This is a genomic window from Collinsella sp. AM23-17, assembly GCF_003470945.1.
GTDB classification, from domain to species: domain Bacteria; phylum Actinomycetota; class Coriobacteriia; order Coriobacteriales; family Coriobacteriaceae; genus Collinsella; species Collinsella aerofaciens_O.
The window spans coordinates 89403-101211 of record NZ_QRHU01000008.1 but is presented as its reverse complement, the minus strand read 5'-3'; the positions used below and the strand labels follow the sequence as shown (position 1 = coordinate 101211).

The 11809-nt window shown below is 58.1% G+C and carries 11 protein-coding genes and 1 riboswitch; of the genes, 6 read left to right on the top strand and 5 right to left on the bottom strand.

Annotated elements, in window-relative coordinates; translation table 11 throughout:
* Positions 1–398: 398 nt before the first annotated feature.
* Entirely contained in the window at positions 399–2318 is a 1920-nt protein-coding gene (gene tet(W), locus DW645_RS04445; RefSeq protein ID WP_118226483.1) for a tetracycline resistance ribosomal protection protein Tet(W), read from the top strand.
* 71 nt (positions 2319–2389) lie between these two features.
* Here tet(W) and DW645_RS04440 read toward each other — a convergent pair whose 3' ends face one another.
* Positions 2390–2836, bottom strand: coding sequence for a GGDEF domain-containing protein (locus DW645_RS04440; RefSeq protein ID WP_117629610.1), 447 nt, complete (start codon positions 2834–2836; stop codon positions 2390–2392).
* Positions 2837–3156: 320 nt separating this feature from the next.
* On the opposite strand from DW645_RS04440, the gene DW645_RS04435 reads away from it, so the two are divergent.
* Complete coding sequence (locus tag DW645_RS04435; protein ID WP_118226481.1) at positions 3157–4026, top strand: patatin family protein; 870 nt, start codon at positions 3157–3159, stop codon at positions 4024–4026.
* Positions 4027–4188: 162 nt separating this feature from the next.
* Here DW645_RS04435 and DW645_RS04430 read toward each other — a convergent pair whose 3' ends face one another.
* The 3 genes from DW645_RS04430 to thiM are packed head-to-tail and all read right to left on the bottom strand — an operon-like array spanning position 4189 to position 6065.
* Positions 4189–4884, bottom strand: a complete 696-nt coding sequence (locus DW645_RS04430; RefSeq protein ID WP_118226479.1) for a thiamine phosphate synthase — start codon at positions 4882–4884, stop codon at positions 4189–4191.
* Entirely contained in the window at positions 4881–5222 is a 342-nt protein-coding gene (locus DW645_RS04425) for a thiamine-binding protein (protein WP_233540710.1), read from the bottom strand. The genes DW645_RS04430 and DW645_RS04425 overlap by 4 nt, the downstream gene beginning before the upstream one ends.
* 3 nt (positions 5223–5225) lie before the next feature.
* Entirely contained in the window at positions 5226–6065 is an 840-nt protein-coding gene (gene thiM, locus DW645_RS04420) for a hydroxyethylthiazole kinase (RefSeq protein WP_118226477.1), read from the bottom strand.
* Positions 6066–6116: 51 nt separating this feature from the next.
* Positions 6117–6227, bottom strand: a riboswitch (TPP riboswitch).
* Positions 6228–6390: 163 nt separating this feature from the next.
* Between thiM and DW645_RS04415 the strand changes: the two genes are divergently transcribed.
* From DW645_RS04415 to DW645_RS04400, 4 genes are all read left to right on the top strand, one after another.
* Entirely contained in the window at positions 6391–7299 is a 909-nt protein-coding gene (locus DW645_RS04415; RefSeq protein ID WP_118226475.1) for an HAD-IIB family hydrolase, read from the top strand.
* Positions 7300–7309: 10 nt separating this feature from the next.
* Positions 7310–8206, top strand: coding sequence for a LysR family transcriptional regulator (locus tag DW645_RS04410; RefSeq protein WP_118226473.1), 897 nt, complete (start codon positions 7310–7312; stop codon positions 8204–8206).
* A 155-nt stretch (positions 8207–8361) separates the two neighbouring features.
* Positions 8362–9495 carry a 5-methyltetrahydropteroyltriglutamate--homocysteine S-methyltransferase gene (locus tag DW645_RS04405; RefSeq protein ID WP_233540709.1) on the top strand — a complete coding sequence of 378 codons (1134 nt, stop codon included), beginning with the start codon at positions 8362–8364 and terminating at the stop codon, positions 9493–9495.
* Positions 9496–9617: 122 nt separating this feature from the next.
* The gene (locus DW645_RS04400; protein WP_089572925.1) at positions 9618–10952 is read left to right on the top strand and encodes a uracil-xanthine permease family protein; all 1335 of its coding nucleotides are present in this window, start codon (positions 9618–9620) and stop codon (positions 10950–10952) included.
* A 61-nt stretch (positions 10953–11013) separates the two neighbouring features.
* Here DW645_RS04400 and DW645_RS04395 read toward each other — a convergent pair whose 3' ends face one another.
* Positions 11014–11679 (bottom strand): alpha/beta hydrolase, encoded by a 666-nt coding sequence (locus DW645_RS04395; protein WP_118226469.1) that lies wholly within the window; start codon positions 11677–11679, stop codon positions 11014–11016.
* Between the last annotated feature and the right edge of the window lie 130 nt (positions 11680–11809).

The following is an 11809-nucleotide window of genomic DNA, read 5'->3' as shown; positions in this document are numbered from 1 at the left end:
GAATGTGGGAAGTGTTCGGATGAAGTTGCCATTCAAGGGTTACATATAAGGGGAAGAAAAATTTCTTTTAGATACTTGTTTTCCTAAAACTGATGTGATATAATAATTCAAGTCCAGAAAAGGAGTAAAAAATATGCGGCAAGGTATTCTTAAATAAAACTATAATCAAATAGTGGGAACAAAGGATTATGATAGTCCATTTTGTAGGGGCTTAGTTTTTTGTACCCAATTTAAGAATACTTTTGCCTTATCAATTTTGACATATCCCCAAAAACAGCACTCACAAACAGGTGTATGCTGCATATGTGTATGTCCGCAAATTATCATCCCCAGTGGTAAAAGTATTTTACTGCTGGGGATTTTTATGCCCTTCGGGGCAGTAAAGGGAGGACAATCACATGAAAATAATCAATATTGGAATTCTTGCCCATGTAGACGCTGGAAAGACGACCTTGACGGAGAGCCTGCTATATGCCAGCGGAGCCATTTCAGAACCGGGGAGCGTCGAAAAAGGGACAACGAGGACGGACACCATGTTTTTGGAGCGGCAGCGTGGGATTACCATTCAAGCGGCAGTCACTTCCTTCCAGTGGCACAGATGTAAAGTCAACATTGTGGATACGCCCGGCCACATGGATTTTTTGGCGGAGGTGTACCGCTCTTTGGCTGTTTTAGATGGGGCCATCTTGGTGATCTCCGCTAAAGATGGCGTGCAGGCCCAGACCCGTATTCTGTTCCATGCCCTGCGGAAAATGAACATTCCCACCGTTATCTTTATCAACAAGATCGACCAGGCTGGCGTTGATTTGCAGAGCGTGGTTCAGTCTGTTCGGGATAAGCTCTCCGCCGATATTATCATCAAGCAGACGGTGTCGCTGTCCCCGGAAATAGTCCTGGAGGAAAATACCGACATAGAAGCATGGGATGCGGTCATCGAAAATAACGATAAATTATTGGAAAAGTATATCGCAGGAGAACCAATCAGCCGGGAAAAACTTGTGCGGGAGGAACAGCGGCGGGTTCAAGACGCCTCCCTGTTCCCGGTCTATTATGGCAGCGCCAAAAAGGGCCTTGGCATTCAACCGTTGATGGATGCGGTGACAGGGCTGTTCCAACCGATTGGGGAACAGGGGAGCGCCGCCCTATGCGGCAGCGTTTTCAAGGTGGAGTATACAGATTGCGGCCAGCGGCGTGTCTATCTACGGCTATACAGCGGAACGCTGCGCCTGCGGGATACGGTGGCCCTGGCCGGGAGAGAAAAGCTGAAAATCACAGAGATGCGTATTCCATCCAAAGGGGAAATTGTTCGGACAGACACCGCTTATCCGGGTGAAATTGTTATCCTTCCCAGCGACAGCGTGAGGTTAAACGATGTATTAGGGGACCAAACCCGGCTCCCTCGTAAAAGGTGGCGCGAGGACCCCCTCCCCATGCTGCGGACGACGATTGCGCCGAAAACGGCAGCGCAAAGAGAACGGCTGCTGGACGCTCTTACGCAACTTGCGGATACTGACCCGCTTTTGCGTTGCGAAGTGGATTCCATCACCCATGAGATCATTGTTTCTTTTTTGGGCCGGGTGCAGTTGGAGGTTGTTTCCGCTTTGCTGTCGGAAAAATACAAGCTTGAAACAGTGGTAAAGGAACCCTCCGTCATTTATATGGAGCGGCCGCTCAAAGCAGCCAGCCACACCATCCATATCGAGGTGCCGCCCAACCCGTTTTGGGCATCCATAGGACTGTCTGTTACACCACTCTCGCTTGGCTCCGGTGTACAATACGAGAGCCGGGTTTCGCTGGGATACTTGAACCAGAGTTTTCAAAACGCTGTCAGGGATGGTATCCGTTACGGGCTGGAGCAGGGCTTGTTCGGCTGGAACGTAACGGACTGTAAGATTTGCTTTGAATACGGGCTTTATTACAGTCCGGTCAGCACGCCGGCGGACTTCCGCTCATTGGCCCCGATTGTATTGGAACAGGCATTGAAGGAATCGGGGACGCAGCTGCTGGAACCTTATCTCTCCTTCATCCTCTATGCGCCCCAGGAATACCTTTCCAGGGCTTATCATGATGCACCGAAATACTGTGCCACCATCGAAACGGCCCAGGTAAAAAAGGATGAAGTTGTCATTACTGGCGAGATTCCCGCCCGCTGTATACAGGCATACCGTACTGATCTGGCCTTTTACACCAACGGGCGGAGCGTATGCCTTACAGAGCTGAAAGGATATCAGGCCGCTGTCGGTCAGCCGGTCATCCAGCCCCGCCGTCCAAACAGCCGCCTGGACAAGGTGCGCCATATGTTTCAGAAGGTAATGTAAAGATACATAATCGTCAAGACGGCAACAATCAGAAGTTATGGAGGGTAACAATGGAATATAGTAAGGAAGATTTAATGGAAGCAAAAAAGCAACGAGTGGGGCATCTCGGAATCGTTATTCTTGAGCAGGACCTCTCGGCAGTGTTCCAGACGTTTGGCGAGGTCGTCCTCGGTTGCAATCGTAGATAGGATGGCAAACTCGTCGCCTCCCAGACGAAATGCCGCCTCGTCTACCTTCATATACAGCTTGAGATAGAGGCTTACCTGCAAGATATAGCGGTTACCTGCGTCATGTCCAAAGATGTCGTTGCAGTGCTTAAGGTTATCGATGTCGATAAAAGCCATGGTCACGGGCAGTTCCTGTTCCCAGATTTCCTCTAAGGAACGGGCAAAGCCGCCGCGGTTGCCAAGTCCGGTGAGCTGGTCGGTAAAGGCGGTCCTGATCAGATCCTCCTGACGCTCGAGAAGGTCACGGACGGTCTTTTCGAGCGTTTCGGTGTAATTGCTGTCAGTGTCCATGCTGTAAGCGGCTTTCTGAGGTCGGGGTGGATCGCGTCGGGCGAGCTCGTTGTGTACGCGCGTTGTTACTCACGTTTTGCGTGTATCCAGGCCCCTGCCTTGCTGCGTCATTGGGTTTATTTGTCGGCCAGTGTTCTCTGCCAATACCTGCTAAGTAAAAATAACAGTATAGGATTGTATATGGGTGTCTCTGCCGCGGGTGGCTATTATTCGCCAAACGGTAGCGCAATGATGCGATGTTTGAAGAAAATGCAACTGAGACGATATATGTTGACGGGTATACTTGTTTCGTTTTAAAACGCAGGAACGGAGATGGTCGCATGGCACAGCCAGATACGACGCCCACGGTGGGACTTGCGCTCGAGGGAGGCGGCTACCGCGGTATGTATACGGCGGGCGTGCTCGACGTATGGATGGAGCACGGCTTAACCTGCGACCATATGGTGGGTGTCTCGGCGGGCGCGGCGTTTGGCTACAACTTTAAATCGCGCCAGATCGGCCGCGCCATTCGCTACAACAAGGCCTATTGCGCCGACAAGCGCTATGCGAGCGTGACGAGCTGGTTGCGAACCGGCGATATGTTCAATGCCGAGTTTGCCTATCATGAGGTACCCATCGAGCGCGATCCCATCGATCTGGAGGCATATCGCGCCTGCCCCATGCGGTTTACGTGCGTATGTACCGATCTTAAGACGGGGCAGGCCGTCTACCATGACCTGCCCTATGGCGACGAGCGCGATATTGAGTGGATCCGGGCGTCGTCGGCGATTCCCGTGGCGACGCGTCCTGTTGCCATCGAGGGTCGTAAGTACTTGGATGGCGGTGTTGCCGATTCCATTCCCAGCGCTTGGCTGTTTGAGCAAGGCTATGACCGCAACGTGGTGGTGCTGACGCAGCCGGCGGGCTTTGTAAAGCAGCCCAATAGCGTGATGCCTATGCTGCGTCGCGTGTATCGTCACTATCCGGAGTTTGTTGCGGCGCTTGAGCATCGGCACGAGGTCTACAATGCCACGCTCGATGACCTGGCGCGTCGCGAGGCTGCCGGCGAGATCTTTGTGGTGCGGCCCAGCGAATCGGTGAAGGTGCCGTCGCTGTGCCGCGAGCCCGATGAGCTCGAGCGCATCTATCAGGTCGGTCGTCGTGATGCGGAGACGACGTTGCCCGCGCTGGAAGCGTATCTGGCGGGGTAGGGACTACGCCGGAAACTGCATCCCGTAATCAGCGTTCAGACTGGGACGCAGTTTCCCGCTGGTCCTCTATGCGGAAAGCGCGTCCCAGAATGGACGTCCAAACTGGGATGCGCTTTCCGCTCTTGAAGATATGAGGCTGCGGAGCAGCTGCTCGGCATAGGTCTATGCTTGCTGCCAGGTATCGACGAGCTCCTCGGCTGCGGCGTAGGGGTCGTCGGCGCTGCAGACGGCGCTCACCACAAAGAAGCCGTCGACGCCGGTGGACTTGAGTTGCGGCAGATCGGCCGTCTTGACGCCGCCGCCCACCACAATGGGGACGGGGCTTGCCGCATGGAGGGCGGCCAGGTCCTCAAAGCTCTTGGTGATGATGGAGCCGTCGGCCGCACGTCCGCAGTCGCGCTTGGTTTCGGTCTCGTGGAGCGGGCCTACGCCCAGGTAATCGACCAGGCTCATGTCGGCGGTCTTGACGTACTCGAGCATCTCCTCGCAGCGGGCCGAAAGACCCACGATGGCATCGGGGCCCAAAAGATTGCGGCAGACCTCGACGGGGATGTCGCTCTGGCCAACATGCACGCCGTCGACGGCAATACCCTGCTCGCGTGCGGCAAGTACGCAGTCAAGGCGGTCGTCGATCAGCAGCGCGACCTGCCCGGTTTTGCCGGCCTGAGCGATGGCCTGCGCGGTATCGCCCGTCAGTGCGATGATCTCGCGGGCGCTTGCCACCTTGGAACGCACCTGAATGCAGGTAAAGCCGGCGTCGAGCGCCTGGGCCACCACATCGCCCACGGGGCGTCCGAGGGTGTTTTCGGGGCCGAGTACCAGATAGGCCGAGATATCAAGGTTGTCGCGGATGCTCACTGTGCTTCCTCCTGCTTTTTGATCTGCGCTTCCATGCGCTCGAGCTTGCCAGTCATGGTGTCGGTAAATCCGGGTCGAATATCGGCCTTGAGCACGACTTCGGTGCGGATGCCCTTGCTCGCCAACACAAAGGTTGCGTCGCGCACGACCTGCATGACTTCGTCCCAGTCACCCTCGATCTCGGTGAACATCGAGGTGGTGCGGTTGGGAAGGCCGCTCTCGCGAATGACGCGTACGACCTCGGCGACCTCGGCGGACAGCTCGTCGCCGGTGCCGCACGGGGCGATGGCTACGGCGACGAGCGTGTTCATACCGGCATTGGTTGCGGGCTCGGACATGCCTTATGCCTCCTCGAGCTCGAGTTGGTTATCGGCGATGTCCTGGGCGGTTGCGCGATAGAGCTCGTCGATAAAGGCGACCTTAAAGCTTGCCGGGGCATCGGCGACAGCGGCGGCACGCGTGCCGGCAACGTTGTAGACGGCGGTGCCACAGATGGCTGCCGTAAACGGATCGGCAGCGCAGGCGTACACAGCCAGCACACCGCCCTGCGAGCAACCGCAGCCGGTGATTTTGGACATGAGCGGGCTGCCGCCGTGGGACTTGGCCACGGTCGTGCCGTCGGTAATCAGGTCGACTTCGCCCGAGACCACAACGGCGCCGCCGGTGTAGCGGGCGAGCGCCACGGCGGCGCCGCGGGCGGCGTCTACCGTGTCGGTGGTATCGACACCGCGCACGCGACTCAGATCGGCCGCTTCGCCCTCAAGGCCCCACAGGCCGGCGAGCGCGATAATCTCGGAGGCATTGCCGCGCACGATGGCGGGTTTGTACTGCTTGAGTTCGTTTACCAGTTGGGTGCGCAGGCTGCCGATGCCCAGGCCCACCGGATCGAGCACCCAGGGCTTGCCGGCGTCGTGTGCCGCCTTGGCCGCGCGGGGAATCGTCTGCTCGTAGATGGGGAAGAGTGTGCCCATGTTCAGATAGATGGCGCCGCCGCCGGCAACGAGCGCCTCGCCCTCGTCGGGCAGATAGACCATGGCGGCCGATCCGCCCACGGCGAGCTGCGCGTTGGCGACAAAGTCAATCGTCACCGTGTTGGTGATGGAGCCCGCCATGGGATTGGTGGCGCGAATCTTCTCCACGGCCTTGACCACATTTTGCTTAAGCTGTTCCGAATCGATCACTGCACATGCCTCCTTGGCATAGAAAAGGGGCGCTGTGCATAGACAGCGCCCCTGTAAAGGCGGCATGCTCCCTACGCCAGCATTAACTGACAGGTTCAAAGGATTGGGCCCTATGCCCTCTCAGCCTTGTGGTTTGCACCGCCGGCACTCCCGCATCGAATCTGTTGTTCCCTATACTAGCGCACCTGCCAATAAGGGACAGGTTTATTTTGGCAGGTAACAACTGGGGCTTTGCGTTTTCCCAGATAAAACCTGCCAATATAAACCTGTCTCTTTTTGGCAGGTCGGTACAATAGACGGGATTAAGAATGACCGAGGGGGCCTTATGATTAAACTTGTGCTGACCGATATGGACGATACGCTGATTCCAGCCGGGCATGACGGCGCCAGCGACTACGCCATCGAGGGCATTCATGCCATGCAGGCGGCGGGTCTGCACTTTGGCCCGGTTTCGGGTCGCCAGCCCTCCGCGATGGGCTGGATGTTCCGCAATCGCGCCGAGTGCTTCTCGACCGGCGCGTTCTGCAACGGCCAGGTCATGTTTGTGGACGGCGAGGTGGTAGCCTCGCATGCGACCGATAGCGACGCACTCATGCGTTTGGCCGCCTATCTGGAAGAAGAAACCGACGATACCTATCTGAAGGTCTACAGCTTAGGCGATGACTTTTGGAATAACGATGCCTATTGTGTGACGAGCGACCCCGAGCGTGTGCGCCGCGCCATGGAGTCGGGCGGCAACGCATGGCTCAAGGGCGAAGAGGCCCCGTGCCGTCCTGTCGTCGATGACGCGTCGGTGTTCAAGGCGAATATCTGGAGTGCTCGTTCGCGTGAGGAGCTCGCGGAGCTCCGCGAGCGCGTTGCCGCTGAGGTGCCGGAACTCTCGCTTGTGTTTCCCAACAATCGTGTGCGCCTGTTCGACATTCTTCCAGCAGGTTGGGACAAGGGTTGCGCTGCGCTGGAGCTGGCGCGCGCTTTGGACCTGACGTCCGACGAGGTGGCCGTATTTGGCGATTCCGATAACGACCTGCCCATGATCGGTGCCGTCCCCAACTCCGTTGCAGTCGCCAATGCCAACGAGGCCGTCACGGCTGCCGCGCGCTGGCATATCGGCGCTGCGGCAGACGATGCGGTTGCCGGGGCTCTGCATCAGATTGCCGCCTGCGCCGCGACGGGGGAGATGCCGTCGTTTATGCGTCAGGCAGATGCGGCGGGTTCGGGTTTCGCGGACGTCTAGGGAGGCCATCATGAAGCTTCAACAGCTCAGGTATGTCGTCAAAGTTGCCGAATGCGGCAGCATCACCGAGGCCTCGCGCCGGCTCTTTGTGTCGCAGCCTTCGATTACCGCGTCGATCCGCGATCTCGAAAACGAGATGGGTGTGCACATCTTTGAGCGCACCAACAAGGGTGTCATTGTGTCCGAGGAGGGCGAGACCTTCTTGGGCTACGCGCGCCAGGTGCTCGATCAGGCGGATCTGCTCGAAGGCAAGTACAAGGGCGCGTCCGAGCAGGTGCCGCACTTTAGTGTGAGCTGCCAGCATTATTCCTTTGCCGTCAACGCGTTTGTCGATGTGATCCGTGAGTTCGATGCCGCGCGCTATGACTTTACCCTACGCGAGGAGCAGACCCACGAGATTATCGAGGATGTCGCGCACATGAAAAGCGAGCTGGGCATCCTGTATCTGTCCGAGCACAACCGCGAGGTTATCGAGCGCATGCTGGCGGCCAACGAGCTCGTGTTCGAAGGGCTCTTCTGTGCCACGCCGCATATCTTCGTCTGTGCCGACCATCCGCTGGCGGACCGCTCCAGCGTGACGCTCGAGGATCTGGAAGACTACCCGTTCCTGTCCTACGAGCAGGGCAGCTACAACTCGTTTTACTATTCCGAGGAGCTGACCTCGACGTTTGAGCGTCGCAAGAATATCCGCGTGCGCGACCGTGCGACGTTGTTCAATTTGGCCATGGGCCTCAACGGCTACACGGTGTGCTCGGGCGTGATTAGCCACGAACTCAACGGCCCCGGCATTATCTCGATTCCGCTCGATGTGGATGAGTACATGGAGATCGGCATCATCACGCGCAAGAACACGACGCTTACGCGCTACGGTCAAGCCTATATCGACGCGATCCGTCAGCATATCTAGACTGCTGCGTCCTGTACAGGTCAAATCTCTTCATGGCAGTCCCAACTGATATAGGAAGCATCTATATCAAACTGTTATAAACGTATATTTTACGATGGCTATATGAGCGCTCATACTCTGTCCCAGTAAAGCAACCAATGCAAAGGGAGATATCTATGAGCACTTCGATTCAACCGAACGCGCCGTTTCGTGCCGATATCGTCGGCAGTTTTCTTCGTCCGCAGGCCGTAAAGGATGCCCGCGCTGCCTATGCGGCAGGCACGCTTGATGCCGAGGGGCTTAAGGCCGTCGAGGATGAGGCTATTCGCGACCTGGTGGACAAGCAAAAGGCCGCTGGCCTGCAGGTGATTACCGATGGCGAGTTTCGTCGCAGTTACTGGCACCTCGACTTTATGTGGGGGCTCAACGGCATTGAACGCCGCACCTCGCGTACGGGCTATATGTTCCACGACGAGGAGACCACGGCTGACACCGCCGTGGTGACCGGCCCCATCAGCGGCGAGAACCACCCCTTCGTCGAGCACTTTAAGTTTGTCAAGGCACTCGAGGGGGAGGGTCAGGTTGCGCGTCAGACCATTCCGGCGCCGATCCAGACGTTCTCGGAGGTTACGCTCGACCGCTGCGATGGCCAGCAGGAGAGCCTGCGCGCTGTCTATAAGACCGATGAGGAACTTGCCGACGCAATTGCAGCCGCTTATCGCACGGTGATCGCCGACCTGTACGCAGCGGGTTGCCGCAACATCCAGTTTGATGACTGCACCTGGGGCATCTATTGCGATACCGACTTTGTGTCCAAGACTGGCATGAGCCCGGTTGACCTGCAAAGGGTGAGCGAGCTGGGCGTGGCGCTCAACAACGCCGCCATCGAGGGCAAGCCCGACGATCTGGTTGTCAACACGCACGTGTGCCGCGGCAACTACCACTCCACCTATGCCTTTGAGGGCGGCTACGATCCCATCGCGCCGTACCTGTTCGCACATGAGAATGTCGATGCGTTCTATCTGGAGTTCGACACGCCGCGCGCCGGCGGCTTTGAGCCGCTCAAGTACGTCGCTCCCGGCAAGAAGGTCGTGCTGGGCTTGGTAACCACCAAGGCGGCAGAGCTCGAGAACGAGGACGCCATCGTCGAGCGCATCCGCGAAGCCGCAAAGTACGTGCCGCTCGAGAACCTGTACCTGTCGCCCCAGTGCGGCTTTGCCAGCTGCGAGATTGGCAACAAGCTGACCGAGGACGAGCAGTGGGCAAAGATCGCCCTGGTCAAACGCATCGCCGAGCGCATCTGGAAGTAGTGCTGCCGTTCGCAGGGGCGTCGTGGTCGGAGCGGCATGCATCGCGTACAATGGTTCGGATCGTATCGTTCGGGCAGGTAATCCGATATGCCCGGGCGCCCTTCCATTATGAAAGGACATCCATGTCCCAATCCTCGACGCCCGCCGTCGCCGATGCCATCTACGATGCGTCGTCGCTCGGTCGCCCGCGCATGTTCCTACTCGGTCTGCAGCATCTATTCGCGATGTTCGGTGCCACGGTGCTCGTACCCGTGCTCACCGGTCTCTCGGTGTCGGCGACCCTTTTGTTTGCCGGCCTGGGCACGCTGCTCTTCCACTTCCTATCGCGCGGCAAGGTGCCAGCGTTTTTGGGATCTTCGTTTGCCTTTATCGCGGGCTATGCCGCCATCGCGCCCAACGGCGAGGCCGAGCTTTTGCCCTACGCCTGCCTAGGTGTAGCCTGTGCCGGCCTGCTCTATCCGGTGCTGGCGGCCCTGTTTCGCGCGTTTGGTGCCAAGCGCGTTATGCGCTTCTTCCCGCCGGTAGTGACTGGCCCCATCGTCATTTCCATCGGCCTGATCTTGGCAAGCTCTGCCATCGCCAACTGCCAGACCAATTGGCTTGTTGCCGTTGTCGCTGTGGCGGTGATCGTCATCTGCAACATCTGGGGCCGTGGCATGGTCAAGATCGTGCCGATTCTGCTGGGCGTTGTGGTGAGCTATGCCGTTGCGACTGCGCTCGGCGAGGTTGATTTCTCGGGCGTCGCAGCCGCTCCCTGGGTTGGCTTGCCCGTCGTGTGGGATAACACCGTGTTTGCGCTCTTTGGCCCGCAGTTCGATAGCGGTCTTGCCACGACGGCCATCATCACCATTATGCCGCTGGCCTTTGCGACCATGATCGAGCATATCGGTGACATCTCGGCTATCGGCTCCACTTGCGAGCGTAACTACATCGCCGATCCTGGCCTGCATCGCACGCTGCTTGGCGACGGCCTGGCGACCATTCTCGCATCGCTCTTTGGCGCTCCGGCTAACACCACCTATGGCGAGAACACCGGTGTGCTTGCCCTAACGCGTGTGTTTGACCCGCGCGTGATTCGCATTGCCGCATGTTGTGCCATTGTGCTCTCGTTCTGCCCCAAGTTCGCGGCTGTCATTGCGGCCATGCCGGCGTGTGTAATCGGCGGCGTGTCGCTCGTGCTCTATGGCATGATCAGCGCCGTGGGCGTCCGCAACCTCATCGAGAACCAGGTCGATTTCCAAAACAACCGCAACGTGCTGGTGGCCGCCCTGGTGCTCGTGCTTTCGCTCGGCATTGCGTACAGCACCGCCGGCGCCATCGTGCTTGAGCTGGGCGGCGTGACGATTTCGCTTTCCGGCCTTGCCGTGGGCTCGCTGGTGGGCATCGTGCTCAACGCCATCCTGCCGGGTAACGACTTTGAGTTTGACGTCTCCGAGCTTGAGGAGGCTGCTGAGTAACAACTGCGTCCAGCTAAAACAAGATATGGTGCCCATGCGTATATGCGCGTGGGCACCATTTTTAATGCGTCAGTATCCAGTGGATGCCGCGGGCCATGCGCAAGTCGGTCTGGGAAAAGTGATTGCCGGGGTTGAGCTCCAGCGTCGTGGGAATACCACGTTCGCCGAGCAGCTTTTCCATTGCGCGCGTATCGTCGAGTACGTGCCGCATCATGCGGTTGGGAGTCTTGGTCTCCTTTTTACCGAGCGACAGATAGACAGCCTGCGGGCTGCCGGCAAATGGCGCCGTGCTGGCGCGATCGACAAAGTCGGGAAACCATAGCGACCCCGATGCGCTCGCGGCGCGGTCAAATGCGTCGGTTTGCCAGAGGGACCAGAGTGCGAAGAGGCCCGCGAGCGAGTAACCGGCAATGCCACGCCAGGTGGGCGGCTGAGGAAGCGATGACTCGACCTGGGGGATTATCTGATTCAGCAGCTCATCAAGAAAACCGGCAGCTTGGCCGCCGAAAGGCTCGGCATCGCGTACGGTCCCGTCGCATGCCCAGGGGCTCAGCTCGCGATTCCAATCGAGCCCGCCAATGGTGACGAGGGCGAATGGCGGACAGTCGAGCTCTCGGCAACACTTATAAACCTCGCTGCCGTCGCCCACGACCACAGGAAGGTAGATGACAGGCGCGCTTTCCGTATGATTCGAATAAACGGTTATCTGCTTTTGATGCGCTCCCATGACGGGCTTCTCTCAGTGTTGTGATATCGGCAGCTCCAATTGTCGCACGCCAGCGTATGCCGGTTGGGCTAGACCAAAGACAATCTCGGGCATCCCCTGCGGACGCATATGGAAAACGCCACCGCTGGAG